Here is a 25555-nt window from a genome sequence, read left to right as displayed (position 1 = left end):
CCGTCTCCGTTGATAGATGTTCTTTGCGCTATATCAACAGGCACGGGGCCATAAGTAAAATGAAGTGTCTTCATCCATGCCATGCACGGCGCTAATGGCACGCGCGACGGACTGTCGGTTCCGAAGGAGCGGCGTCCAGCGGATTCACGCAGCGCAAATCCGGCGCCGTCAAGCGCTCTCGACCGCCGCGCGGATTTGCTCGAGCAGCCAGGCGTGGGCCGGATCGGCGTCGAACCGGCGGTGCCATGAGATAAAGAGCGGCGATGCATCGAAGGCGACCGGCGGTTTATGCACGCTCAGCTCGAAGAGTTGCGCGAAGGTGCGGGCCATCCGGCTGGGGACGTTGCAGATGTAGCCCGTTCGGGCGGCGACCATGAGCATGGTCATGAAGTTCTGCACGACCGCGCCGATCGGCCGGGACAAGCCGCGCGCGGCGAGCGTGACATCGACGATGGACGCCTGCTGGTCGGCCATCCGGATCACGACATGCGGCCGCTCCAGATAAAGCGCCAGTGGAAAGCGCCGCGCCGTCAGATTTTCACGATGCCATATCAGCGTGGAGAGTTCGATTTCGGTGAGGACTTCGTGACGGATGCCCACGCCTTTCGAAGGCTGCGCGCCGATGATCGCATCGAGGTCGCCGGTCTCCATGCGCTGACTCGCCAGATCGCCTTCCGGCAACGGCCCGAGTTTGACGACGATCCCCGGCGCGACCTGCCTGATGCGCTCGACCAACTGCGGCACGACGGAGAACTCGACCATATCGCCCGCCGCGATGTTGAATTCCCGCTTCGCCAGCGATGGCTCGAAGGCGTCGTCTACCTGAAGTGCGTGTCCGATTCGCTCGAGCGACTCGCGGACCGGCTCGATCAGCGCCTCGCTGCGCGGTGTCGGCACAAGACCGCCTTTCGCGCTGACGAACAACTCGTCGCCGAGCGCGTCGCGCAATCGTCGCAACGCGTGGCTGACCGCCGGCTGGGTCAGCGCCAGCCGGTCGCTTGCACGCGTCACGCTGCGGGTTTCCCAGAGCATGACGAATACGGCGAGCAGGTTCAGGTCGAAGGACTTCAGGTTAATCTTTTGCATCGGTCGGACAATATCAGTTTGGTCAGCGCGTTAATGACGGTGTTTAACCTTAGGATGGAAACGCCCGCTTCCACGCGCCATGCCGGTCAGTGCGCGCGCTCGCTCAGCATGAAGCCGGAAATCGCTCGACACCCATTGTCCAGCACGCGTCCGGTAATCCCTTCCGGTTCCATTATCACGCCCCTTTTATTTCCTCTATTCCATCATCAAGTCGCGCGCCGCGCCGCCGTAAGACTGGGAAACCAACGGCTAGCCGCATCGACGCGGCACGCCATGACGATTCGTAATTCGTAAGGAATGTGAAATGAAGTGGTTCGACCGCATGACCGTATTCCGGAAATTGTTGTTGTCGTTTGGCATCGCCATCAGCTTCTGTCTGGTGGTCGGAGCGACAGGCTTGTCCACGCTCTCGACGATGAACAACGCAACCGAGCAGATCGGCAACCTCCACATGAAGGGTCTGTATTGGCTCGAAGAAGCCAACCGCAGCAAGTTGACGGCCGATCTCGGCGCGTCGAATCTCGGCTATGCCGCCGACGACGCCGCCCGCCAGCGTCTGAAAGACGGCATCGCCGGATCGCTGAAGGACATGCACGACGCGTTCGATAAATACCAGCCGACCATGGTCACCAGCCGGGGCCGCGAAATGTTCGCGGACGTCACGCGCAAAGCAGCAGACTGGGAAACGATCGTCCATCAGGAAACCGGACTGAGCGCCCCGCCCGCCGACATCGATCACGCCGAACTCGTGCGCCGCGCGATCGCCTCGAGCGAGGCGCTGCGGGACAGCATCGCCGCGCTGGTCGATTATCGTCGTGAGAGCGCGGTCGAAGCGCAAAAAGCGGCGGCGGACACCTACGGCGAAATGCGGATCGTGATGGCCGCGATGATGCTCGCCTCCCTTGCAGCCGGCGCGCTGCTGGCTTCGCTGATCGCGCGGCGTCTCTCGCGCCAGTTGGGCGGCGAGCCGGATTACGCCGCCGATATCGCGCAGCGTATCGCCGGCGGCGACCTCGCCATGCGTGTCGCGACGCGTCCCGGCGACACCACCAGTATGCTGTACGCGCTCGGCGACATGCGCGAGCGGCTCGCGGGAATCGTCGCGGATATCAGCCAGTCGAGCGAGTCGATCCTGACCGCATCGAGCGAAATCGCGCAGGGCAATACGGACCTCTCGCAACGCACCGAGGAACAAGCCGCGTCGTTGCAGGAAACGGCGTCGAGCATGGAGCAACTCACCGCCACCGTGCGCCAGAACGCCGAAAACGCACAGCAGGCAGGCGGCGTCGCGAACGGGGCATCGGAAATCGCGGCACGCGGCAGCGCGCTGGTCGGCGACGTCGTCGACACCATGCGCGAACTGGCAGCCGGTTCCAAACGCATGACCGACATCATCGCGGTGATCGAAGGCATCGCGTTCCAGACGAACATTCTCGCGCTGAACGCGGCGGTCGAGGCCGCGCGCGCGGGCGACGAAGGACGCGGCTTCGCGGTCGTCGCGGGCGAAGTGCGCTCACTGGCGCAGCGCAGCGCGGTATCGGCGAAAGAGATCAAGGAACTGATCGAAAATTCGACCACCCGTGTCGATGGCGGCGCGGAACTCGCCGAGCAGGCAGGCCGCACGATGGCCGAAGTGACGCAGGCGGTGCGTCGCGTGACCGACATCATGGGCGAGATTTCGTCGGCGTCGCAGGAGCAAAGCACCGGGATCGAGCAGGTCAACCGCGCGGTGTCGCAGATGGATGAGGTCACGCAGCAGAACGCGGCGCTCGTCGAGCAGGCAGCGGCCGCGGCGTCGTCGATGGCCGATCAGGCACGGCAGTTGAAGAGCGCCGTCGCGGTGTTCTCGCTGGCCGGCTGAATCGGCTTTAACGCGCCTTGCAAGCCGATCTGCCTGGCGTTCAAAACCGGCCGCAGACCGAGCGTCGCGCTAGCAGCAGCCGCGATCCGGTCGATCCGGTCGACCCGGCGCTTTGCGCGACAGTACGCTTCGCGCGGGCGCCGACTCGAAAAACACAGCGCGACGACCGTGTACCACCCCGCTTCCACGCCGAACACGAGCGGCGGCAACGCGGCGTAAACCCACCCGGACGGATGCCGCGGCAACAGCGCGGCGAAGATGCCGTACCAGATCGCCGTTTTCGTGCGGCCTTCGGGTTGCTCAGCGTAGTCGCGAGACTGATCGAGAATTCGGCTTTCACGCGCCGATCAACGCCGGATGCAGTTGCGTGAGCAACGCGTCGAGCGCGCCGGCGTCGGGTTCATCGAGCAAACCGTCCACCCAGAGACACGCGTAGCCGTGAACGCACGACCACGCGAGCGCCGCGCGCACCGTCAACTGCGCATCGGACAGCGGCACGCCATTTGCCGCCTCGTATTCGTGACGGAGCGCGTCGTGCAGACGACGCTTCGTCGCCGCCGTCGCGTCGCGCAGACGCGGTGAATCGGCGAGCGAAGCCTCGTTGCGCGTCATCACGCGGAAATGCTGCGGGAATTGAACCGCGAACGTCACATAGCCTCGACCCGTCGCGTGCAATACATCGCCGCTCGATGCGCGAATCGCTTCGTCCATCGACGCCGCCAGCCGCTCGTAGCCATCCGCCGCGAACTCGGCCAGCAATCCGCCGAGACTTCCGAAATGATGCAGCGGCGCGCCGTGCGAGACCCCCGCCCGCCGCGCGCACGCCCGCAATGTCAGCCCCCCGATGCCCTCTTCCGCGACGATCGCACGCGCCGCGTCGAGCAGCGCTGTCCGCAAATCGCCGTGGTGATAAGCCATTTTCAAACTTGACATTGTATAGATCACCCGCTTTAATGGTATCTAGTCATTGTATAGATCGGCGATGCCGGGCGCCATTTTTCCCGGTCCACGAAGCGAAGGGATCGTTTATGAAAAGCCTCAAAGTGGCAGCGGTGCTGTTGCCCGCCATCGTCGTGCTTGCTGCGTGCGCGGGACCGGACAGCGCGTCGGGCGGCGTTGCCGCCGGTCGATACGAGAGCGGCGCGCGCACGACGCAAGCCACGAACCCGACGACCAGTGAAAACAGGAACCGGATGCTGGTGGATTACGCGCGGGGATATTGAGCGCATCCGGACGTTTGATCGAAGCTCCGCGCACGCCGTGGGCGGCACCGCCGCCCGCGCTTTACAGCATCGATTTGCCTTGCGCGAGAATCTTGTCGCAGACCTGCTTGGTGATCTGCTCTTTCAGGCCGCTCGCGCTCAGGTCGAGCTTCTTGCCGTTGCCGCCGTCGAGGATGCCTTTCGCGCCGTCGGTATAGCCGCCATCGGATGGAGCGGCGCTCGATCCGCCCGGCAGCTTGCTCATCAGCGAGTCCTTCACCGAGGACACCCCGTTGCCGCTGAGGTAGTTGTTCTTCACGCAATATTCCAGCACGCCGGCGACGTTGCCCATGCTGCCGGAGGTTAGCGACTGTCCTCCCAGCGCGCTGCCCAGGCTGCCGAGGCCGCTCAGGCCACCCGACGATCCCTGCGAGCCGCCCTGGTTCAGCAAGTTGCCGAGTTGCGCGTGCGCGAGCGGCGCGACGCCCGACATGACGATCAGAACCGCGGCTGCGGCGGCTCTACGTGTGCGACGAAAATCAGCTTTCATAGACTCAACCCCTTTCTGTCTTAACGGACGTGGCCACCCGTGTGGTTTCTATTTCACCGTCTGGATCACGTCGAAACCTTCGAACTCCGGGTGCCCCAGATATAACGACCGCGTTTCGCCGCCCGCGTTCCGATGCGCCGCGCGAAAAGCGTCCGATTGCGTCCAGCCTTCGAAGGCCGCGTGATCGGCCCAGATCGTGTGGCTCGAATACAGCGTGTGATCGTCCTTCTTCGGGCCTTTCAGCAGATGAAACTCGACGAAGCCGGGAACGTCCTTCAAATGGGTATCGCGTGTGGTCCAAAGTTCTTCGAAAGCCGCTTCGGAGCCGAGTGCCACCTTGAACCGGTTCATGGCGATGTACATGCTCTGAGATCCTCATCTTGGTGAAACTGCGCTGATGGATGAGCGCGCGGCCGCGTGAATTGCCGAACGGCTAGCGCGACATTCCGCTCGCGCGCCCCGCCGATTCTACGCCCGCCGAACAGCGGCAAATCACTCTTGGGTGCGGCCAAGCAATGGGTTCGCTCCGGGCGGTTTGATCCGGTCAATACGTGCGTCCATATTGCAAACCGATTTGCTCGACGGCAAGAACGAATCGCGCGCGATGACGCTCGCACCGGAGGGTGGTCTGAGGCCCACGTTCGTCGGTTTCTTTGCGCCGGAGTGGCGGTTTTGGTTTTGCTGGCGCTTGTTGGTTTTGTTTGCCTGCGCTTTCTGGGAACTTGCTTTCGTGTCGGTCTATTAGCTCGCCGCTATGCGCGGCAGCAGTCACTTTCTTTGCTGCTGCAAAGAAAGTAACCAAAGAAAGCAGCTTATCCGCCTAAGTGTCCACCTCGAATAACCTCGCGGATAGGCGCGCAGGCTGACTCGGCTATCTCGCAGTCGTTCGGATTGGCACAGCACCTGTCAGGTCCGTCCTCGCTGCGCTCGGACGACGGGCATATCTAAAAACCATCGGTTTGGCTTGGTTTGGTTTGGTTTCTTCGGTTATGCCGTTCCGGCAGGCACTTCGTGCCTGCCGGGATGAATGAGCGGCTCCACTCTGTCTTGTGGTGCGACGGCCGAATCAGCTTGCGTACCACTCCCGGTTGCGGTTCGTGGTGGACACTTAGACGGTCACGCTGCTTTCTTTGGTTACTTTCTTTGCAGCAGCAAAGAAAGTGACTGCCGCCGCGCATAGCGGCGTGCTAATAGACCTACACGAAAGCAGGTTCACAGAAAACGCAGGAATATCAGAAGGTGTAGCCCCGCGCCAAAGCCGCCCACGGCGCGGAATTCTTTGGTTACTTTCTTTGCAGCCAGCCAAAGAAAGTGACTGCCGCCGCGCATAGCGGCGTGCTAATAGACCTACACGAAAGCAAGTTCACAGAAGACGCAGGAATATCAGAAGGTGTAGCCCCGCGCCAAAGCCGCCCACGGCGCGGAATTCTTTGGTTACTTTCTTTGCAGCTAGCGAAAGAAAGTGACTGCTGCCGCGCATACCCGCGTGCTAACGAACCCACACGAAAGCAAGTTTCCAGGTAACCGCAGGCAAACAAAAACAGCGCCGCCAGCAAACGAAAACCTCACTCAAGTTCACAGCAACCACTGAACGACAAACCCCACCCCCAAGCGCCAGCGAAAATCAATCGTTCGCTGCCCGCTTACCCACATCGAAATCAAGCTGAAAATCGGGAAACCCATTCCCGAGCGCCCGCAGTACATCGCCGGCAAAATCCTTCATGGCCGCATGCCATTCGGTAGATCCGACCGGAAAATCGCTCGGATTCAACACTCCACGTGCGCGCCGGATGGCGGCCACGCTGAGACTGATTGCCCGCGCCCGCAAAAACCAGGGATCGTCGGGGCTGTAAGGTACTTCGCGTTCGTTTTCCATTTCAAGGTTGACGGCGCGCATGCACCAAAACTTTAAGCAATGCACCGTTTGTTTCTGCCGGCGACAGCGCCCTTTGTACCTACGTCGAAATCCGCTTCGCATGGTCCGCCAGCAGCCCCATCAACTTGCCGACATCGACCGGCTTGACAAAGTGGTAATCGAAGCCCGCCAACTGCGCACGCATCCGGTCCTCCGCCTGTCCGTACCCCGTAATCGCGATCAGCAACGGCGACAATTCCCCCCTGTGGCGCAAACGTTTCGCCAGCTCGTATCCGTCGATGTCGGGCAGCCCGATATCGAGCATTGCTACGTCGGGGACAAAACGCTCGCACGCGCTGATCGCAGCTTCCGAACCGTATGCGACGCACGTCGTATGGCCGTCGGTTTCGCAAAGCATCGCGAGCGAATCGGCGGCGTCGCGATTGTCGTCTACCACGAGGATCTGCAACGCGGCGTGCGCGCTGTCGCGCTTTTTCAGCAGCGGCGAACGCGCGTGGACATGCCGTTCGTGTTGATTGAAGCGCGGCAAACGCACCGTCACGGTCGTGCCTAATCCCGGACCGGGACTTTCGACCGATATCGTGCCGCTATGCGCCTCGACCAGCTTCTTGACGAGCGCAAGCCCGATTCCAAGTCCGCCATTCGCTCGATCGAGTGTCCGGTCGCCTTGTGAAAACAGTTCGAACACGTTCGGCAAAAGGTCAGCGGAAATGCCGGTTCCGGTGTCCGCGATACACACCCACACGCGCGCCTCATCGGACTCCACTTCCACGGAAATACGCCCACCGTCCGGCGTATATTTGCTCGCGTTGTTCAGCAGGTTCACGAGAATCTGCGCCAGGCGCGTCGGGTCGCAGCAGACCCAGACGGTCGCATCCGGCACGCTCACCTGCAATTTTTGAGCGTGACTTTCCACCATCGTCATGATCGATTCGACGGCGCTATACACGGCGCTGCCGACGAGGATCGGCTCCTTCCTGAGGATGATCCGCCCCTGACTGATGCGCGACACTTCGAGCAGATCCTCGACAATGCGCGTCATGTGTTCCACCTGCCGCTGCATGAGGACGACGAGTTCGCTGGTTCGCGAGTCGGCGCTTCCCGAACGTTCGATCAGCGCAACCGCGGTGCGCAGCGGCGCGAGCGGATTGCGCAATTCATGCGCGAGCATCGCGAGAAATTCGTCCTTGCGCCGATCGGTCTGGCGCAGTGTCAGTTCCATGCGCTTGAAGTCCGTGATATCGGCGACGCTGCCGATAATCCGCAGCGGCCGGCCATCCTCGGTACGCTGCAAGAGCGCGCTGCCATGCAGCCAGCGCTCGCCGCTATGGGTGCGAAAACGGAATTCGAACGGACAATCCGGATCGTGTCCTTCGGCAAGCCGCACCAGGAACGCGTCGAATCTTTCTCGGTCATCGGCGTGAACGCGCCTTAGCACCGATTGATACTTGAGCCCCTGACCCGCTTCCCTCGCACCGCGTTTCGAGCGCGCGCCGCGATCGAACAACAACGACCAGTCGCCAAGGTTGATCGATACGATCGTGATATGCGCCGCCTGCATCGCGACCGAGAGCCGAAGATTGTGCGCATCTTTCGCGGCCTCCTGCTCGTGCCGCTCGGTGATGTCGGTGGTCGTGCCGAACCATTCGAGCAGCCCGCCGTGATCGTCGCGCAATGGCACCGCCTGAGCCTTCATCACGCGATACACGCCATCGTGCCGGCGAATGCGAAAGACGTAGCTCCCCGGGAGATCCTGGTTCATGGTCTTCGACCATACACGCTCGACGCTCGGGCGGTCGTCGGGATGCACGGAGTCGAGCCAGCCGTGTCCGGTAAGACGCTCGACCGGCTTGCCGGTGAAACGCGACCACAAGTCGCCGGCGACACTGACTTCACCGCGCGGATTCGCCGACCACACGAGCGCCGTGGTCGATTCCACCAGCGCCCGGTAGCGACGCTCGCTATGACGCCGCCGCTCTTCGGCGCGGCGCTGCTCGGTGATATCGAACGTCACACCGTGGGCGCGCACGAGCGCGCCGTGTGCGTTGAATTCGGGCTCGCCGCGCATGCGCAGCCAGCGGCACTCGCCGCCGTCCGCCGAGATCGGATAGTCGATCTCGAACGGCGCTCGGCCTTCGAGTCCGCGATCCAGCGCCTCCTTGAAGGTGGTGTGAAAACCGCTTGGCACGCGCTGCCAGAGTAGTTCGCTGGTCGCCGTATCGGTCCCGCAGGGCAAGCCGTAAAGTTCGACGAGCGTGGACGTCATGCGCGTCATTCCGGTTTCGATATTCCACTCCCAGGCGCCGACGCGCGCGCCGTCGAACGCTGCCTGCAGACGGCGCTCGCTCGATTCATACAGTTCCCAGGCCTGCCTGCAGTCGTGTATGTCGATGCCGACGCCAATGGTCGATTCGATCCGGCGCAACGCATTGCTCACCGATTGCAGATGGACGGTATGCCACCGGTAGACACCGTCGGCGCGCCGCAAACGCACATCGACGCTCTGAAGAAATGCACCACGGCACATCGTGCGCCATGCTTGCAAAATCGACCCGACGTCGTCGCGATGCACAAAAGCGTCCCAACTTTGTTCATGCAGCGCCTCGGCGTGTTTTCCCAGATAGACGCAACTCCAGCTGTTCACGTATTTGATGCGCCGGTCCGGCGACGCGTGCCAGACGAGCGAAGGAAGGACGTCGGCGGGATTGGGAGCAGACATGCGGATTCTCCGTCTATTTTAGTGTCGCGTTCAGGCCTCTGAATGACGAGACATCCGCGAGATAAAGCCACCCATAGCAGCATGTTTCGAGCCACCGCCGGGTTTATCGACATAAATGGAAAACGAGGTCAACGCTTTTACCATTCCATTAATAATCGTACGTTTAGCGCGACTGAATGTTTTCACGCGCTCGCGCGTGCGCCGATCCGGCGAAGCGTGACATCGAGCGCCTGGATATCGAAAGGCTTCGAGAATACCGCCCGGTTGGCACTGCGCGCGCGCTCCAGTTCGCGGGCGTAGCCGGTCACGAGGAGCACCGGCAGTTGCGGTCGAGAATCCTGAAGATTGTCGGCAAGGTCGATGCCGTTCATGCTGCCGGGCATCTGGATATCCGACACGACGACATCGATCTTCGAGGCCGGCGATGCGTCGAGAATCGCGAGCGCTTCGTCGGCGCTCGCCGCGCGCGTGACGACGTGGCCGAGGGTCATCATCAGTGCTTCGTTCGCCTCCGCGACGTCGTTGTCGTCCTCGACCAGCAGCACGGACAACGCAACGGCTTCCCTCTTTTCGCGATCGTCCCCGCGCTCGAGGGCGATAACAGGCGCGGTTTCGCGCTGCAGATAAAGCCGCACCGTGGTGCCCTCGCCCAGCTTGCTTTCGAGCGTCGCCAAGCCGCCCGCCTGCTCGCAAAACGCAAAGACCTGAGCGAGCCCGAGGCCCACGCCGCGGCCGGAAGTCTTGGTCGAGAAGAGCGGTTCGAATGCGCGCGAGAGAACGTCCTGGCTCATGCCGGTGCCGTTATCTTCGAGCGACAAGCAGACGAATTCCCCATTGAGCGAAACGGTTCGCGGACCGCCGATCTCGAGATTCGACGCCCTTAACCGGAAGGTTCCTCCGTTCGGCATGGCGTCGCGCGCGTTCAACGCGATGTTGGTCAGCGCGAGTTCTAGTTCGTCGGGATCGGCGTGAAAGGGCCATGCAGCGTCGTCGATTTGCACGTCGACCTCGACGTGCGCGCCGAGCAGCTCGGCGAATCGCTCGTGGCGCTCTCCGAACCACGCGGGCAAGTCGATCGTCTCGGCGCGCAACGGCTGCTTGCGCGCGACGCCCAGCAATTGACGCGTCAGGTTCTGTCCTTCGTGTACCGCGCGCTCGATCGCCGCAATTTGCGCATCGTATTTCGATCCGCCCGACAGACGCGCGACCTGGATGTTCGCGGACACCACCATGAGCAGATTATTGAAATCGTGTGCGACGCTGCCCACGAGATGCCCGAGCGACTCCATTTTGCGAGATTCGCGATACGCCTCCTCGACCACCTTGCGCACCGCCATTTCCGCTTGCAGCGCTTCCCAGTCGCGTTCGCTGCGTGTCAGCCGTTTCAGCGACAGCGCGATCACGCTCCACAACATAAGACACGGAATGAGCAGGCAGGCCGCGAGCAAACCGACATAGCGCAGCCACGCTGCACGAATTGCGTCGAGCGGAAAACTCGCTGTTACGAACACGGGATAGCCGTCCACTTTGCTGAACGCCAACAGTGTCTGGCCCGATCCCGCGCCGCCCGATGAACGAAATAAGCCGCCCGGGCTGCCGAGTTTCACCATGTCGAGAATTTGGGGATCGGTGCTCGCGTCTTTGCGGGCGGCCGCCGGATATCGCGCGAGAATTTCGCCATCGGCGCGCGTCAGGTCGATGCGCCAGTGCGGCTCGATGCCGACCGTCTCGCGGTAGAAGTCGTCGAAATAGCCGAGTCTCAGCGCGATCGAAACGACGCCCGCGAAACTGCCGTCGCGATGGGTGCGTTTCATGGTCGTATTGAAGACGCGTTCGTGCGTCACCAGTCCGACGAACACACGCGACACGCGTTGCAACGGATCGCCGTTGCGCGCGCCGATGAAATAATCCTGATTTGCGATCGAGATATGCGGCACCGGAAATGCCGCGCTAGAGGCGAGCAGCACGCCATCGGAACCGGAGATGAAAATCGACGCCACCGAGGGCATGCGCGTTGCCATCGCCTTAAGCCGCTGGTTGATGACGGCTTCGTTGCGCTCGATGTCGGCGTCGTCGTCGAACTCGCTGATAGAAGCAATGACCTGTTGATTAAGCGCTTCGTTAAGTTCCAGCATCTTGAGCGCATGTTCTTCGGCGGCCCGCGCCGTGCGAACCGCTAGCGTCTCGTATGAACTAACGCGAGACGTCCAGTCGCTCGCGGCGACGATGGCGAGGAACCCGAATGCGAATGCCACAGACCCGATAGCAACGGCACGCAGCATGTTTCGTTGCGACCGGAACGAGCGCAAAGTGATGGCCCGTTCGTTCGCGCTCTCCGCCTGCGTGGGTGCCGCTGACGATCCGCTATCCATTTTGCCCGCCGGGCCTCGCGTGGTTTCCTTGAGCGTCAAGCGCAAAAGCGGGTCCGCACGACGCGTCCCGCTGATCGCGATTGTATGAGCAATCGATGGACCGCGTGCGCTTTCAGATGCACATCAATCGATCCGCAGTTCCGCGTCGAACATCTGCAGCAGCGCGTCGATCTTCGGTGTCAGCTGACGCGCGCGCGGCCATATGACCTGCAGCGGCAAACCGTCGGTTGAAAAACCCGCCAGCACTTCCACCAACTGGCTTGAGCGCAAGCCGTCTTCCGCGAGCCACGTGGCGAGTTGCGCGACGCCGAGTCCGTTCAGCACCGCCGCGAGTTGCGCTTCGGCATCGTTCGCGACGAACCGGTGCGGCACCGCGCGCCGCTCGATAATGCCGCCTGCCGCCGCGAACGACCACGGGCCGATCGACCCGTCCGGCCGCACGTAGACGACGCAATCGTGATCGGCGAGATCGGCCACGTCTTGTGGCGTGCCGCGTTTCGCGAGATACGACGGCGCGGCGCAAAAGATCAGCCGCTCCCGGCTCAGCTCGCGATGCGCAACCGACGCGGGCCAGTCGCGCCCGCCGCCGATCCGCACGGCGACGTCGATACTCTCCTCAATCAGATCCACGAAGCGGTCGGTGAACGTGACATGCGGGCGAAGATTCGGATACTGCGCGCAAAAGCGCAACAGCACGGGCATCACGCGAAGACGCCCGAAGGTCGCGGGCAAATCGATACGCAGCCGCCCTGCCGGATCGAGTTTTTGCGCGGTCAGCACGGCTTCCGCGTCGGCGAGATCCATTAGCACGCGCGTGCAGGTTTCGTAATAGGCGCGGCCTGCATCGGTGAGCGCGAGACGGCGCGTGGTGCGTGCAAAAAGCGTCACGCCCAGCCGCGCTTCCAGACGGGCCACGCTCTTGCTGACGGCTGAACTGGTGACATTCAACCGCTCGGCCGCGAGCGCGAAACTGCCCGCTTCGGCGGCGTATACGAATGGCGTGATGCCCTTCAAGCGTTCTGCGGGTTGCATGCCGATTAGAGAATGATTTTCGTGAATGACGCGAAATCTTAGCGTGAATGCGAAACCGAGTCGCGAGTATCCTTGATCTCTCTAATCATTGAAGAAGGTTGCACCATGGCAAATCGCGCGTTGATCGTTGGGGCGAGCGGAGTGATCGGCACGGCTTTGGCCGAGCAGTTGCTCGCACAGGACTGGACCGTGCACGGGCTGTCGCGCGGGCGCACGCCGGTCGTCGCGGGATGCCTGCCCCTGACGGCCGACCTCACCTCGCCGGACGCCGTCAAGGCGGCGCTCGACGCGCTGGAGGTGGATCGCGTGTTCTTCGCAGCGTGGTCGCGGCAGGCGAGCGAGCAGGAGAATATCCGCGTCAACGGCGCGATGGTTCGCAATGTGCTCGACGTGGTCGGGCCGAAGCTGAAGGACGGTCACGCGGCGCTCGTCACGGGTCTCAAGCACTATCTCGGACCCTTCGAGGCCTATGCGACCGGCGCCGTGCCGGTGACGCCGTTTCGCGAGGAACAGGGCCGGCAGGATGTCGCCAATTTTTATTACGAGCAGGAAGACCGTCTCTTCGATGCCGCGCGCAAATACGGCTTTACATGGAGCGTTCATCGTCCGCATACGGTCATCGGATTCGCGCTCGGCAACGCGATGAACATGGGCGTGACGCTCGCCGTCTATGCGAGCCTGTGCAAGGAAACCGGACAGCCGTTCGTGTTCCCCGGCTCGGCGGCGCAATGGCACGGTCTCACCGACATGACCGATGCGCGGCTTCTCGCGCGGCAGCTGCAATGGGCATCGACGAGTGAAAAAGGGCGCGACGAAGACTTCAACGTCGTCAACGGCGACGTGTTCCGCTGGAAATGGATGTGGACGCAAATCGCGGAATATTTCGGCGTGGAAGCCGCACCGTTCGATGGCACGGTTCGTCCGCTCGAAGGCCGGATGCAGGACGCGGCGGTTGCGTGGAAGGAGATCGCCGAACGTCATCGGCTGCAAGAGCCCGCGATCGAAAAGCTCGCTTCGTGGTGGCATACGGACGCCGATCTGGGCCGCCCGATGGAAGTCGTGACCGACATGAGCAAGAGCCGCAAGGCGGGCTTTCTGGACTATCAGAGCACGCGCGATTCGTTCATCGACCTGTTCGAGCGGCTCAAGCGCGAAAAGGTCATTCCAGCGTGATCGATCCGGCGCGCAGCGTCATGCTGCTGCGCGCCGGCGATGTTTACCAGTTGTAGCGAGCGCTCGCGATCACCGTGCGCGGATTGCCGTAGAAGCACACCGACGACGACTGGCAACCGCTCACGAACGTGCGGTTGAAGATGTTTTGCGCATTGACGGCAAAGCGCCAGTTGCGCGTGTCGTAGTGAACGGCTGCGTCGTACACGGTGTAGCTCGGGATGTACAACGAGTTGTCGTAGGCGCCCGCGAGACCGCTCTGATAGCGAATGCCCGCGCCGAATCCGAGGCCCGTGAGCGGACCGCCGTGCCAGGTCCAGTCGGCGAAGAGCGACGCCATCTGACGCGGCAGCGGGATCGAGACCGGCCACTTGTTCAGCGACTCGTCGTTGGCCGCGACGTTCTTCACGTCCTGATACACATAAGCCGCGATCACCGAGAAATCGCGCGTGACGTTACCCACCGCGCTCAACTCGACACCACGCGAACGCACTTCACCGGTCTGCACGGAAAACGTGCCGGTGGGATCGGTCGGATCGGGCGTGACCACGTTGGACTGGTTGATCTGGTAGACCGCCGCGTTCAGCATCAGATTCCTGGACGTCGGCTGCCAGCGGATACCGGCTTCCACCTGACGGCCTTTCGTCGGCGCGGCCAGTCCGCCGCCCGCGATCTTGACGCCGACGATCGGATTGAACGAGGTCGAGTAGCTGATGTACGGCGAGAGGCCATAGTCGCCGAGATACGTCATGCCGACGCGGCCCGTGAACGCGTGATCGTCCTGCTTGAGTTGCGTGCCGCCGACGATATCGTTCTGCTTCGTGTTGCTCCAGTCCTGCCGTCCGCCGATCGTCAGCACCCAGCGCTGCAGCTTGATCTGATCCTGCGCGTAGAGGCCGAAGTTATCGAGCGTCGAGCGGATATTGGTCTGGCCGTACGAATCCGGCCCGCTGAAGATCGCGGTCGTGACCGGTGTATAGACCGGGTTATACATGTTGAGGCTCGGCGCTTGCGCGAGCCATTCGCTATCGGTCGTATTTTGCTGGTTGTACTCGAAGCCCATCAGCACCGTGTGCTCGAACGGACCCGTGCCGAAGCGCGCCTGCGCCTGATTGTCGATATCGAGGCGGCTGTAATTCATCTGGAACAGACCCGCGTAGCGCGAGAGCGTCTGCTGCGTCGGATCGGTAGCGTCGAGCCCGCCGCCCCACACCGCGCCCTGATCGAGCGACAGATGCATCCAGCGCGTGTTTTGACGGAACGTCCAGATCGGATCGAGCTTGTGTTCGAACTGATAGCCGACCGACCACTGCTTCTTGCGATAGTACGAGTAGGTCGGGTCGCCGGTGTAGAGGTTTTCCGAAATCTTCCCGTTCGGATTCGGCAGCACCGTGCCTTCAGCGGGCAAGAAATTGTTCGACGCGTCGCCCCAGTCCTGCAGATACGTCGCGTCCACGATCAGCGACGTGCTCGCGTTCGGTTGCCACTTCACCGAAGGCGCGATCGACACGCGCTGCTCCGCGTTCGGTCCGGTCAGCGAATTGCCGTCGCGGCCCACGCCGACGACGCGATACGACAGCGTGCCGTCCTTGTCGATTTTGTCGCCGATATCGAACTGAAGTTGCTTGCGTGCGTAGTCGCCGATCTGCATGCCGACTTCGCGGATGCGTTCGCCATTGGCAAGCTTGCTCTGAATATCCACGATCGCGCCGGGATCGCCCTGCCCGTACAGCACCGAGGTCGGACCGCGCAAGATCGAGAGGCTGTCGATCATGTATGGATCGACGCGCCAGCTCGCCAGATTCAGCGTGTTGGGCACCTGCAGACCATCGACGAATACGGTTGGCGTAAATCCGCGCAATGCCGAGTACCAATCGGAGCGAACGTCCGCGCCGTAGGACGAGAAGCCCGGAATGTAGCGCAGCGCTTCGTTGATACTCGTCGCGCCGGTCGCCTCGATCTGCGCGGCGGTGACGACGTTGATCGTCTGCGGAATTTCGTTGATCGGCGTATCGGTCTTCGTGCCGCTCGTCGTGCGCCGCGCGACCATGCCGACGGTGCCATCCGTTTCCGATGCCGCGTTGACCGTGATCGGCGGCAGCGTCGTGCCTTGTTGCGTCGAGTTGTCCTGTTGTGCCTGACCCGTTGCCTGCGTCTCTTGCGCGTAGGCCTGGCTAGCCGCCGCGACGTAGAACGCCACGCTTACCGCTGCCGCGATCGCACTCCGACGCGTGCCCGTTGCCCACTCCATGTTCCGATGCTCCCAATAGCGGTGCGGCCAAGCGGCCGCGCCTTTGTAAAAGAACGAAGACCTGTCGGCCCGCGCTCATCCCGTTTTCTTGTTGAATTGATTCGGCTGGTCGATCGGACCTGGGCCATGCGCTTGGCCGGCACTGAGCGCGCGAGAAGGCGCGCGCCGATGCGCTTATGCGGCGTTATGGACGCTCGAATTGGTGCGGTTCGGCCAGATCGCAGGGCCGTGAATGTCGACGGCTTTTCCAGCTTTCATTGTGTTGACGAACCGCGTGCGCGGATTTTTACCCTTTGGGTTCTAAATTTTTTTGGACAAGGGACGCCCTTGCGCTTGCGATTTTTTATTTTGCTGGAAGTGTGAAGATTTTGGGTCTTCATACGTCGGGGGCGCTCGGTTGACTCGCGGGGTTTTGGGGGTTGGTTGTTGGGCGGTCGTGGGTTTGCTGGCGCTCGTTGTTGCGTTGGTTTCTTAGGCGCCTTTCTGGGAACTTGCTTTCGTGTAGGTCTATTAGCACGCCGCTATGCGCGGCAGCAGTCACTTTCTTTGCTGCTGCAAAGAAAGTAACCAAAGAAAGCAGCTTATCCGTCTAAGTGTCCACCACGAACCGTAACCCGGAGTGGTGCGCAAGCTGATTCGGCCATCGCACAACAAGACAGAGTGGAGCCGCTCATCCATCCCGGCAGGCACGAAGTGCCTGCCGGAAAGGCATAACCGAAGAAACCAAATCAAACCAAACCGATGGCTTTTAGATATGCCCGTCGTCCGAGCGCAGCGAGGAGGGAACTGACAGGCGCTGTGCCAATACCAACGAATGCGAGTTGCCATAGTCAGCCTGCGCGCCTATCCGCGTGGTTATTCGAGGTGGACACTTAGGCGGATAAGCTGCTTTCTTTGGTTACTTTCTTTGCAGCAGCAAAGAAAGTGACTGCTGCCGCGCATAGCGGCGAGCTAATAGACCTACACGAACGCAAGTTCCCAGAAACCGCAGGCAAACAAAAGCAAACCCACAAGCGCCAGCAAACCAAATCAACCTACAAGCGCCAGCAAACCAAATCACCCCCGCAGGGTAAACGCCTCCAACGACGCAGAAAGCACCGACGCCTGCGTATCAAGCCTCAAAGCCGTCGCCTGCTGCTCGGCGATCAGCCCCGCGCTCTGACGCACGCCACTCTCAATCCCGTCGACCGCCGTCCGAACACTATCGATCTCGCGCCCCTGCTGCTGCGACGTATCGGCGAGTTCGTGCATCGCCTCGCGCGCCGATCCAAACGCATCCACGACCTTCGTCATATGCCCGCGTACATCGTCCGCGAGCGACGCGCCCTGCTGCATGTTGCGCACCGCGTCCGCGACATGCGATGCCACATCGCGCGCCGAAGCCGCACTGCGCTGCGCCAACCCGCGCACTTCGGTTGCAACCACCGCGAATCCGCGACCATGCTCGCCCGCCCGCGCCGCTTCGACCGCCGCATTCAACGCAAGGATATTCGTCTGGAACGCGATCGAATCGATCACACCGTTGATCTCCGTGATACGCGTCGCGTTTTCGGTAATCTCCTTCATCACCTCGTTCAGTTCGGCAAGCGCTCGCGATGCGTGTGCAGCGGTCTCGCTCGATGCATCGACGATGTGTTGTGTCGCCAACGCGCATTGTGCGTTGGTCGATGCGGATGCGGCCAATCCCTCGATCAGGCGCGCGGTTTCTTCGAGCGTCGCTTCCTGTTCGTTGGCCGCCGAAGTCAGTTGGGTATTGCCGCTCGACAACGCGGCCGCCGCCGATGCCACGACGTTGGCGGCATCGAATGTTCCGCTCAGCGTTTCGCGAATGCTCTTCACGGACGACTGGAACCGTATAGCAGTCTCGCTTTGCGCGGCCAGTCCGTTCTGCGCCAGATCGATGCCGCCGCCCTCGCGCTGAAGATGCGACACGAGAAAACGCAATTCTTCCGCCTGCACGAGTTGCTCGCGCATTACGATGGCAAGCCAGCCCAACACGGCCGATTCGACCACGACGTATGTCGCGTGTCCGATCACCACCGCGACGCCCGGCTTGGCAAAGCAATACACGCCGGCACCCGCGATCTGCAGATAATCGAACAACACATGCTCGACGGCGATCACGCCCGCCGCGATCGCGATCGGCCGCCAGTCGCGATACACCAGCAGAAAAGCGAGCAGCACGAACACGCCGAAATGCAGTTCGTCGAGACCGCGCGCCTGATGAATATGCAGGGAGACGAGACTCATCGCGCACGTCGCGAATATCGCGCGCGATAACAATGTGCCGCGCGCCATGCGCCACACGATCAACGCAAGCGCCGCGAGCGGCACGCCGACGCCGAACGCGACTCCGAGCGTCATCGTGCGAACACCCAGAGCGACGCTCAGCAGCAGCATCCCGCCGATCAACCCCGCCATCACGCGGTCCGCGAACAGATCGTGGGAGCGCAATGCGCGCGCGACGTTCGCTTTGTTTTTTCCGATAAACATGACACTCGACCAACAATTTTAAGTTGTCTGCTTTACGTCCGTTCCGCTTAAAACTTGAGCAGAGATTCGCCACGCGGGACCGTCGTTTTCATCGGATGGATCGATTCAACACGTGCGCGGCTCATAAGTTTTACCGATACACCTATCTTCGATATCGATTTTACATTCGCAAACACTCTGGGTATCGTGCTGGCACCGCATTCGAACTCGTGAAATACGCCATGACTGCCCCTTCGAACCCGCTCCGCCTCGACGCACGCACCCGGCCAGCCGCGCCGAAAGAGCCTTATTTGCTGACGCCCGGACCGCTGACGACCGCGCTTTCGACGAAAGAAGCGATGCTGCGCGATTGGGGATCGTGGGACGCCGAATTCCGCGCGATGACCGCGCATCTGCGCCGCGCGCTGCTCGCCATCGCTCACGCCGAAGCGGACTTCGACTGCGTTCCGTTGCAAGGCAGCGGCAGCTATTGCGTCGAAGCGATGCTCGGCAGTCTGGTTCCGCGCGACGGCCACGCGCTGGTGCTCGCCAACGGCGCATATGGCAAACGCATCGCCACGACGCTGCGCTACCTTGGCCGCGCGCACACGGTGCTCGACAAGGGCGACTATCAGCCGCCGCGCGGCGCGGAAGTCGAAGCGCTGCTCGAAGCGAATCCCGCCATCACGCACGTCGTCGCCGTGCATTGCGAAACCAGTTCCGGAATCCTGAATCCGATCGAGGAAATCGCGGCGGCGACCGCGCGCCAGGGCCGCAAGCTGCTGATCGATTCGATGAGCGCGTTCGGCGCGGTCGCGCTCGACGCGCGCGAGATTCCCTACGAGGCATTCGTCTCGTCGGCGAACAAGTGCATCGAAGGCGTGCCGGGTTTCGGGTTCGTGATTGCGCGCAAGTCGGCGCTCGAAGCGGCCAGGGGACAAAGCCATTCGCTGAGTCTCGACGTCCACGATCAATGGGACGTGATGAACCGCACCGGCCAATGGCGCTTCACGCCGCCGACGCACGCGGTCGCCGCCTTCATCCACGCGCTCGAACTTTATGCGGCGGAAGGCGGCCAGCCCGGCCGGCTCGCGCGCTATACGAAAAATCGCGACGTCCTCGTGGCCGGCATGCGCGAGGCCGGCTTCGAAACGCTGCTCGCCGATCGCTGGCTGTCGCCGATCATCGTGACGTTCTTCTCGCCCGCCGACGCCCGCTTCGACTTCAGCCGCTTCTACGACCTGATGAAGGCGCGCGGCTTCATCATTTATCCGGGAAAGCTGACGGAAGTGGACAGTTTCCGGATCGGCTGCATCGGTCAGGTGGACGAGCACGTAATGCGCGATGTCGTCGCCGCTGCCCGCGATGCGCTCGCGGCGCTCGCCGTGGCAAGCGCCGCGCCGCCCGCTGCCGTCCTCGGCGAGCGCGGTGCGCTGGCCGAGCTAGGCGCGCTTCAAGACTGATGCCCGATTACTTCTCCAGGACAGCGCCATGAAACACGTCAAGACCGTCATCTTCGATTGGGCCGGCACAGTGGTCGACTACGGATCGCTCGCGCCGATGGGCGCGTTCGTCGAAACGTTCGCTGAATTCGGCGTGAGGATTTCGATCGAGGAAGCGCGCGGCCCGATGGGCATGGCGAAACGTCCGCATATCGCCGCGTTGATGGCGCTGCCGCGCGTCGCCGCCGCGTGGCAAGACAAGCACGGCCACGCGCCGACGGAACAGGATATCGACGCGGTCTATGACGTCTTCGTGCCGAAGAACATCGCGGTCGCGGCGGATTTTTCGCAGGTGATTCCGGGCGTCGCGGCAGTCGTAGCGGCGCTTCGGACCCGCGAGATCAAGATTGGCTCGACCACCGGTTACACCCGCGAGATCATGGCGCGCATCACGCCGGGCGCGGCGCAGCAAGGCTTCGCGCCGGACAGTCTGGTCTGTACCGGCGATACGCCCGAAGGACGGCCGTCTCCGTTCATGATCTACCAGACGCTGCTGAATCTCGGCGTGTGGCCCGCGCACTCGGCCATCAAGGTGGACGATACCGAAGTCGGCATCGCGGAAGGCATCAACGGAGGAACGTGGACGGTCGGCGTGGCGGTCAGCGGCAACGTGTTCGGGTTGTCGGAGCGCGACACGAAGGCGCTCCCGCACGATGAATTCGAGCGGCGTCGCGCCGTCGCGCGCGACAAGCTGATTTCGGCCGGCGCGCATTACGTGATCGACAGCGTGGCCGACCTATTGCCCGTAGTCCATGCCATCGAAGGACGTCTGGCGCGAGGCGAGCGTCCCTAAAAGAACGCTTCCCGGCCACCAAGCGAGTCACCCGCCCGGATCGGCCGCCAGCGCGCCGCCGATTTCAAACAGCACGTCGAGCAAACGCGACGGCGGCCGCTCGGCGAGCCGCACGAGCGATTCGACCATCTCGGCCTTCCCCTGCGCAAACGGCACGGCGCGAATCCGGCGCGCGCCGCTGAACTCCGCCCGCGCAATCGCGCCGATCCCAAGCCCGCTCGCCACCGACTGCTCCAGCGCCTCGCGCCCCTCGACGATCATCACCGGCTCCGCGCGCAACCCATGCCGCGCCAGTTCCTCTGCAAGCAACTGCTGCGTGACGGAACGCGCCTCGCGAAAAATCAGCGGCTGCGCGACGAATTCGGCAAACGTGATCCGGCTTTTGCGCGCCAGTTCGTGATGCGCGGGGACCAGCGCGACGAGCGGCTCGCGTCGCAGGATTTCGTACTGCAAGCGGCTATCGACGCGCGCGGCGGCGGTGATGGCGGCATCGACGGAACTGGACAGCACGCGCTCGATGCACGCCTCCGCATTCGCGATGCTCAGTTTCACCATCACGGCGGGGTGCGTCGTACGCAAGGCGGCGATCAGCTTCACGGCGAGGTCGGGTGCATCGGCGACGAGCGTCAGCGTGCCCCACGTCAGCGTCCCGGCGGAACTCAGGATGTCGTGTGCGTCGCGCTCGCAATTGAACATTTGCCGCGTCACCGCCGACAAACGCCGCCCGAGTTCCGTCGGTTCGACACTGCGGCCGCTGCGTACGAACAGCGTCACGCCGAACGCCTGCTCCAGCCGCCTGACGTGATCGGAGACGGCGGGCTGCGTGAGTCCCAGCGCGTTCGCCGCCTTGGAAAAACCGCCGTGCTCGAAAACCGCGTGGAAAGCGCGGAGCTGCGCGTATTGCATCGTTTCCGCCATCCATCAGAAATTGCGATACGCGCATTGTAAAGCGCGGTGTTTTCCGATCAAAAGTGCTTTCGACACGCAAAGACGAACCAGCTAAATCCGCCGCGCCAGATTTCCCGTCGATCCGGCCCGAAATCCGCATGCCGATGCGTGGCGCGGGAGAGCGCCAATTGCGCCGCATCCGTAACCGGACGCGCATGCCGCAACGCGCGCCGCGACTGCGCCGGGACGTGTAAACTGCTGCCTTTTTGACCGGCGATATGGTGCAAGCCTCACAGCGCACAGCTCTCAGCGGCCCGGCGCTCATTCGCTTACTTGCGCGCCTCTCGAACGCCGACATTCCCGAAGCCGCACAGCCGCTCTCGGAGCGCCTGAGCCAATGGCTCGGCTGGACCGACGCCATCGCTTTGTCGACGGCGCTGAACGGCAATCCGCCGACGGTCGCCGCGAGCGCGCGGACGAACGGCCACGCCGAAGCGGATGAATGCCGCCGCGTGCGCGCATCGCTAGTGAAAGCCATCACGGGCGACAGCGCCTTCGTCGCGCCGAAGCGGCGCGCGAGCGAGCCCGCGCCTGCGCCGGAGACCGCCGCCGATTTCCCGCTTTTCCGGCAGCGCTATCTCGCGCTCCAGCAGTCGATGGAGACGGCCATCGGCGATTTGCGCGCGCGTCTGCGGAGCGTGCTTGCCGCTGGCGCGCCCGGCACGACCCGGCTCGCGATGGTCGATGCCGTCATGGAGCAGGCGCTCGGCGCACGCGAGCGGAGTCTGCTGGCGAGCGTGCCGGCTATCCTCGCCGGCTATTTCGAGCGTTTGCGCCGCGCGGAGCAAATAGCGCTCGCCGATGCCGAAGCCTCGGGCGATACCGCAACCATGACACCCGGCGCATGGCTCGTCACGTTCCGCAAGGACATGCAGAGCGTTTTGCTGGCCGAACTGGATCTTCGTTTTCAACCGGTCGAAGGGTTGCTCGCCGCCCTTCGCACCCGCTAACTGGCACGCTATGCGCAGATATCTGACTCATCTCGTTGTTTTCGCGGCAGGTCTCGCCGTTGTGTGCTGGATCGCCGCCGGTTACGTCGCCTCGAATCCGCTGGCGCTGGCCGTCACGATGCTCGTCGGCGCGTGCTACGTGGCGGGCGCGCTCGAACTCAAGCGCTACACCGAGGCCACGGCCACGCTGTCACGCGCCTTGGCGGATCTGTCGGCGCCGCCGCACGGCCTCGCCGCGTGGCTGGAACCGCTGCATCCGAGCTTGCGCCAGACGGTGCGCCAGCGCGTCGAGGGCGAACGTGTCGCGTTGCCCGGCCCGGCGTTGACGCCATATCTGGTCGGATTGCTTGTGCTGCTCGGCATGCTCGGCACGCTGCTCGGCATGGTGATGACGCTGCGCGGCACGGGCATCGCGCTGGAAAGCGCGACCGACTTGCAGGCTATCCGCGATTCGCTGGCCGCGCCGGTCAAGGGACTCGGCTTCGCGTTCGGCACGTCGATCGCAGGCGTCGCGACTTCCGCCACGCTCGGGCTGCTCTCCGCACTGTGCCGTCGCGAGCGGATCGAGGAAGCGCAGCGGCTGGACGCGAAAATCTCGACCACCTTGCGCGTCTACTCGCAAACACATCAGCGCGAGGAAAGCTTCAGGCTGCTGCAGCGTCAGGCGGAGGCGATGCCGACGCTAATCGACCGTTTGCAGGCGATGATGGCCGCCATCGAGCAACAAAGCCGCGCGTCGAACGAGCGGCAGGTCGCGAACCAGGACGCCTTTCACGGCAAGACCGAAGCCGCTTATGCCCGGCTGGCTGCGTCGGTGGAACGGTCGCTCAAGGACAGCATCGCCGACAGCACGCGGGCCGCCGGCGCCGCGTTGCAGCCGGTGATCGCGGCGACGATGGCTGGTCTCGCGCGCGAGACGGCCACCTTGCACGACACCGTCACGCACGCGGTGGAGCGGCAACTGAACGGCGTGACGAACGGTTTCGAAGCGACCAGCGCGGCCGTCGCGGATATCTGGAAGCAGTCGCTCGCCGATCACCAGCGCACGAGCGACGTACACGCGGCGCATCTGCGCGCCTCGCTCGATCAATTCACCGACATCTTCGAGCGACGCTCGACCGGTCTGCTCGACGGCGTTTCCGCGCGGCTCGACGCCACGGCGGGCAGCGTGTCCGATGCGTGGAACCGCGCGCTGTCGGAGCAGGCGCGCGTGAGCGAAAAGCTCGCCGCCGACAACCAGCACGCCATGACACTCGCCGCTGCTACGTTTGAACAACACTCGGCGTCGCTGATTCGCATGGTCGGCGAGTCGCACGCGAACTTGCAGACGGAACTCGCCTCGCGCGATGCAGAACGGCTCGAAGCATGGAACGGCTCGCTGGCCTCGATGGCCGAATCGTTGAATCGCGAATGGGAGCAGACCGGCGAGCGCACGGCAAACCGTCAACAGGAAATCTGCGATACGTTCGCGCAGACCGCGCGCGATATCGCCGCCCGGACGCAGGCGCACGCCAGCGAGACGAGCGCCGAGATTTCGCGGCTCGTGCAAGCCGCGTCGCAAGCGCCGAAGGCCGCCGCCGACGTGATCGGCGAATTGCGCCAGAAGCTCTCCGACAGCATGGTCCGCGATACCGCGATGCTCGCCGAGCGCAGCCGTCTGCTCGAAACGCTGGAAACGCTGCTCGACGCCGTGAATCACGCGTCCACCGAACAGCGCACCGCCGTCGATGCATTGGTCGCGACCTCGGCCGATTTGCTCGATCGGGTCGGTAATCGCTTCATCAGCCATGTCGAAACGGAGACGGGCAAGCTCGCCGCCGTCGCCGCGCAGGTGACCGGCGGCGCGGTCGAGGTGGCGAGCCTCGGCGAGGCATTCGGCGCGGCCGTCGAGGTGTTCGGCGCGTCGAACGAGAAACTCGTGGCGCATCTGCAGCGTATCGAAGGCGCACTCGACAAATCGCTCGCGCGCAGTGACGAGCAGCTCGCCTATTACGTCGCGCAGGCGCGCGAGGTGGTCGATTTGAGCGTGATGTCGCAGAAGCAGATTGTCGAAGATATGCAGCGGCTCGCCGGACAACGCGCGATGGCCGGGACCGGAGCCGAGGCCGCATGAACGAGGATATCGACGGCGGTGTAGAGCCGACGACACCCGTCTGGGCCGCGTTCGGCGATCTGATGTCGGTGCTGCTGGGCGCGTTCGTGCTGATTCTCGTGGGCGTGATCGGCATGCAGCTCGAACTGTCGGCGCGGCTCACGCAAGAGGTCAAGCAGCGGCAGGTGGAGACGCAGCGTCGCAAGACGCTCGAACAGGCGCTCGCCGGGCCGCTCGCGGCGGGACGCGTGACGCTGATCGACGGGCGGATCGGCATTAACGGCAGCGTGCTGTTCGCACTGAATTCCGACCAGTTGCGTCCCGAAGGGCGGCAGGTGCTGAAGAGTCTCGCGGGGCCGTTGACCGCGTATCTCAAGGCGCGCGAAGAAATCCTGATGGTCAGCGGCTTCACCGACGACCGTCAATTGCGCGAAGGCAACCGGCGCTTCGCGGACAACTGGGAACTGTCGGCAGAGCGCGCGCTCACCGTGACGCGCGCGTTGATCGACGAGGGCGTGCCTGCGTCCTCGGTCTTCGCGGCCGCGTTCGGCTCGGCGCAACCGGTCGGCTCGAACGCCGACGAAGCGGGACGCGCGAAGAATCGCCGGGTCGAAATCGCGCCCGTGCCGAAGCCGTCGAATGCAACGGTGACGCCTCGTGGCTAGGCTGACGGACGCAC

The 25555-nt window shown here is 63.1% G+C and carries 19 protein-coding genes and 1 pseudogene; 8 read left to right on the top strand and 12 right to left on the bottom strand.

Features of this window, described 5'->3' with window-relative positions; all coding sequences use genetic code 11:
• Positions 1-168 precede the first annotated feature (168 nt).
• Positions 169-1086 carry a LysR family transcriptional regulator gene (locus AC3D25_RS27010; RefSeq protein ID WP_488891551.1) on the bottom strand — a complete coding sequence of 306 codons (918 nt, stop codon included), beginning with the start codon at positions 1084-1086 and terminating at the stop codon, positions 169-171.
• Between the two features lie 304 nt (positions 1087-1390).
• On the opposite strand from AC3D25_RS27010, the gene AC3D25_RS27005 reads away from it, so the two are divergent.
• Positions 1391-2947 carry a methyl-accepting chemotaxis protein gene (locus AC3D25_RS27005; RefSeq protein ID WP_488891550.1) on the top strand — a complete coding sequence of 519 codons (1557 nt, stop codon included), beginning with the start codon at positions 1391-1393 and terminating at the stop codon, positions 2945-2947.
• A 20-nt stretch (positions 2948-2967) separates the two neighbouring features.
• Here the strand turns inward: AC3D25_RS27005 and AC3D25_RS27000 are convergent.
• Together AC3D25_RS27000 and AC3D25_RS26995 are read right to left on the bottom strand one after the other, a co-directional pair.
• Positions 2968-3228: pseudogene (locus tag AC3D25_RS27000) on the bottom strand (LysE family translocator); the annotation flags it as partial.
• 55 nt (positions 3229-3283) lie between these two features.
• A complete protein-coding gene (locus AC3D25_RS26995) occupies positions 3284-3880 on the bottom strand; it encodes a TetR/AcrR family transcriptional regulator (RefSeq protein WP_488891549.1) in 597 nt (198 codons plus the stop codon).
• A 95-nt stretch (positions 3881-3975) separates the two neighbouring features.
• Here AC3D25_RS26995 and AC3D25_RS26990 point away from each other — a divergent pair, with 95 nt between their 5' ends.
• The gene (locus AC3D25_RS26990) at positions 3976-4170 is read left to right on the top strand and encodes a hypothetical protein (protein WP_488891548.1); all 195 of its coding nucleotides are present in this window, start codon (positions 3976-3978) and stop codon (positions 4168-4170) included.
• 61 nt (positions 4171-4231) lie between these two features.
• On the opposite strand, the gene AC3D25_RS26985 is transcribed toward AC3D25_RS26990, so the two are convergent.
• The 6 genes from AC3D25_RS26985 to AC3D25_RS26960 form a co-directional block, all read right to left on the bottom strand.
• Positions 4232-4699, bottom strand: a complete 468-nt coding sequence (locus AC3D25_RS26985; RefSeq protein WP_488891547.1) for a YjjA family protein — start codon at positions 4697-4699, stop codon at positions 4232-4234.
• A gap of 48 nt (positions 4700-4747) precedes the next feature.
• A complete protein-coding gene (hmuQ, locus tag AC3D25_RS26980; protein WP_488891546.1) occupies positions 4748-5062 on the bottom strand; it encodes a heme-degrading protein HmuQ in 315 nt (104 codons plus the stop codon).
• 1261 nt (positions 5063-6323) lie between these two features.
• Complete coding sequence (locus AC3D25_RS26975) at positions 6324-6596, bottom strand: hypothetical protein (protein ID WP_488891545.1); 273 nt, start codon at positions 6594-6596, stop codon at positions 6324-6326.
• 58 nt (positions 6597-6654) lie between these two features.
• The gene (locus AC3D25_RS26970; RefSeq protein ID WP_488891544.1) at positions 6655-9294 is read right to left on the bottom strand and encodes a hybrid sensor histidine kinase/response regulator; all 2640 of its coding nucleotides are present in this window, start codon (positions 9292-9294) and stop codon (positions 6655-6657) included.
• A gap of 182 nt (positions 9295-9476) precedes the next feature.
• Positions 9477-11576, bottom strand: coding sequence for a hybrid sensor histidine kinase/response regulator (locus AC3D25_RS26965; protein WP_488891543.1), 2100 nt, complete (start codon positions 11574-11576; stop codon positions 9477-9479).
• Between the two features lie 213 nt (positions 11577-11789).
• Positions 11790-12698: a LysR family transcriptional regulator gene (locus AC3D25_RS26960; protein WP_488891542.1), complete on the bottom strand. Its 909-nt coding sequence runs from the start codon at positions 12696-12698 to the stop codon at positions 11790-11792.
• Between the two features lie 105 nt (positions 12699-12803).
• Here AC3D25_RS26960 and AC3D25_RS26955 point away from each other — a divergent pair, with 105 nt between their 5' ends.
• Positions 12804-13871 (top strand): SDR family oxidoreductase, encoded by a 1068-nt coding sequence (locus AC3D25_RS26955; RefSeq protein WP_488891541.1) that lies wholly within the window; start codon positions 12804-12806, stop codon positions 13869-13871.
• 43 nt (positions 13872-13914) lie between these two features.
• On the opposite strand, the gene AC3D25_RS26950 is transcribed toward AC3D25_RS26955, so the two are convergent.
• Both AC3D25_RS26950 and AC3D25_RS26945 read right to left on the bottom strand, forming a co-directional pair.
• Positions 13915-16119 (bottom strand): TonB-dependent siderophore receptor, encoded by a 2205-nt coding sequence (locus tag AC3D25_RS26950; protein ID WP_488891540.1) that lies wholly within the window; start codon positions 16117-16119, stop codon positions 13915-13917.
• Positions 16120-17175: 1056 nt separating this feature from the next.
• The gene (locus AC3D25_RS26945; RefSeq protein WP_488891539.1) at positions 17176-18612 is read right to left on the bottom strand and encodes a methyl-accepting chemotaxis protein; all 1437 of its coding nucleotides are present in this window, start codon (positions 18610-18612) and stop codon (positions 17176-17178) included.
• Positions 18613-18833: 221 nt separating this feature from the next.
• Here AC3D25_RS26945 and AC3D25_RS26940 point away from each other — a divergent pair, with 221 nt between their 5' ends.
• Positions 18834-20054 carry a 2-aminoethylphosphonate--pyruvate transaminase gene (locus AC3D25_RS26940; RefSeq protein WP_488891538.1) on the top strand — a complete coding sequence of 407 codons (1221 nt, stop codon included), beginning with the start codon at positions 18834-18836 and terminating at the stop codon, positions 20052-20054.
• 28 nt (positions 20055-20082) lie between these two features.
• A complete protein-coding gene (gene phnX / locus AC3D25_RS26935) occupies positions 20083-20886 on the top strand; it encodes a phosphonoacetaldehyde hydrolase (RefSeq protein ID WP_488891537.1) in 804 nt (267 codons plus the stop codon).
• A 27-nt stretch (positions 20887-20913) separates the two neighbouring features.
• Here phnX and AC3D25_RS26930 read toward each other — a convergent pair whose 3' ends face one another.
• On the bottom strand, positions 20914-21792 hold the full coding sequence (locus tag AC3D25_RS26930) for a LysR substrate-binding domain-containing protein (RefSeq protein WP_488891536.1): 879 nt from the start codon (positions 21790-21792) through the stop codon (positions 20914-20916).
• A 260-nt stretch (positions 21793-22052) separates the two neighbouring features.
• On the opposite strand from AC3D25_RS26930, the gene AC3D25_RS26925 reads away from it, so the two are divergent.
• Genes AC3D25_RS26925 through AC3D25_RS26915 form a run of 3 tightly spaced genes read left to right on the top strand, consistent with a single transcriptional unit; the run spans position 22053 to position 25541 of the window.
• Positions 22053-22784, top strand: a complete 732-nt coding sequence (locus tag AC3D25_RS26925) for a DUF3348 domain-containing protein (protein WP_488891535.1) — start codon at positions 22053-22055, stop codon at positions 22782-22784.
• A 10-nt stretch (positions 22785-22794) separates the two neighbouring features.
• A complete protein-coding gene (locus tag AC3D25_RS26920; RefSeq protein ID WP_488891534.1) occupies positions 22795-24897 on the top strand; it encodes a DUF802 domain-containing protein in 2103 nt (700 codons plus the stop codon).
• Positions 24894-25541 (top strand): OmpA family protein, encoded by a 648-nt coding sequence (locus tag AC3D25_RS26915; RefSeq protein WP_488891533.1) that lies wholly within the window; start codon positions 24894-24896, stop codon positions 25539-25541. Before AC3D25_RS26920 ends, AC3D25_RS26915 begins: the two co-directional genes overlap by 4 nt.
• Positions 25542-25555: the final 14 nt, after the last annotated feature.

Source organism: Caballeronia sp. SL1002, assembly GCF_057814995.1.
Note: the sequence above shows the minus strand (reverse complement) of the source record. Positions and strands in the feature narration are given on the sequence as shown.

What these genes read in the sequence shown, in the direction of transcription:
- AC3D25_RS27005 (WP_488891550.1), top strand. Translation starts at nt 1,391, where the DNA reads ATGAAGTGGTTCGACCGCATGACCGTATTCCGGAAATTGTTGTTGTCG.
- AC3D25_RS27010 (WP_488891551.1), bottom strand. Translation starts at nt 1,086, where the DNA reads ATGCAAAAGATTAACCTGAAGTCCTTCGACCTGAACCTGCTCGCCGTA.
- AC3D25_RS26990 (WP_488891548.1), top strand. Translation starts at nt 3,976, where the DNA reads ATGAAAAGCCTCAAAGTGGCAGCGGTGCTGTTGCCCGCCATCGTCGTG.
- AC3D25_RS26915 (WP_488891533.1), top strand. Translation starts at nt 24,894, where the DNA reads ATGAACGAGGATATCGACGGCGGTGTAGAGCCGACGACACCCGTCTGG.
- AC3D25_RS26965 (WP_488891543.1), bottom strand. Translation starts at nt 11,576, where the DNA reads ATGCTGCGTGCCGTTGCTATCGGGTCTGTGGCATTCGCATTCGGGTTC.
- phnX (WP_488891537.1), top strand. Translation starts at nt 20,083, where the DNA reads ATGAAACACGTCAAGACCGTCATCTTCGATTGGGCCGGCACAGTGGTC.
- AC3D25_RS26950 (WP_488891540.1), bottom strand. Translation starts at nt 16,119, where the DNA reads ATGGAGTGGGCAACGGGCACGCGTCGGAGTGCGATCGCGGCAGCGGTA.
- hmuQ (WP_488891546.1), bottom strand. Translation starts at nt 5,062, where the DNA reads ATGTACATCGCCATGAACCGGTTCAAGGTGGCACTCGGCTCCGAAGCG.
- AC3D25_RS26945 (WP_488891539.1), bottom strand. Translation starts at nt 18,612, where the DNA reads ATGTTTATCGGAAAAAACAAAGCGAACGTCGCGCGCGCATTGCGCTCC.
- AC3D25_RS26960 (WP_488891542.1), bottom strand. Translation starts at nt 12,698, where the DNA reads ATGCAACCCGCAGAACGCTTGAAGGGCATCACGCCATTCGTATACGCC.
- AC3D25_RS26975 (WP_488891545.1), bottom strand. Translation starts at nt 6,596, where the DNA reads ATGCGCGCCGTCAACCTTGAAATGGAAAACGAACGCGAAGTACCTTAC.
- AC3D25_RS26940 (WP_488891538.1), top strand. Translation starts at nt 18,834, where the DNA reads ATGACTGCCCCTTCGAACCCGCTCCGCCTCGACGCACGCACCCGGCCA.
- AC3D25_RS26970 (WP_488891544.1), bottom strand. Translation starts at nt 9,294, where the DNA reads ATGTCTGCTCCCAATCCCGCCGACGTCCTTCCTTCGCTCGTCTGGCAC.
- AC3D25_RS26985 (WP_488891547.1), bottom strand. Translation starts at nt 4,699, where the DNA reads ATGAAAGCTGATTTTCGTCGCACACGTAGAGCCGCCGCAGCCGCGGTT.
- AC3D25_RS26955 (WP_488891541.1), top strand. Translation starts at nt 12,804, where the DNA reads ATGGCAAATCGCGCGTTGATCGTTGGGGCGAGCGGAGTGATCGGCACG.
- AC3D25_RS26930 (WP_488891536.1), bottom strand. Translation starts at nt 21,792, where the DNA reads ATGCAATACGCGCAGCTCCGCGCTTTCCACGCGGTTTTCGAGCACGGC.
- AC3D25_RS26995 (WP_488891549.1), bottom strand. Translation starts at nt 3,880, where the DNA reads ATGTCAAGTTTGAAAATGGCTTATCACCACGGCGATTTGCGGACAGCG.
- AC3D25_RS26920 (WP_488891534.1), top strand. Translation starts at nt 22,795, where the DNA reads ATGCGCAGATATCTGACTCATCTCGTTGTTTTCGCGGCAGGTCTCGCC.
- AC3D25_RS26925 (WP_488891535.1), top strand. Translation starts at nt 22,053, where the DNA reads ATGGTGCAAGCCTCACAGCGCACAGCTCTCAGCGGCCCGGCGCTCATT.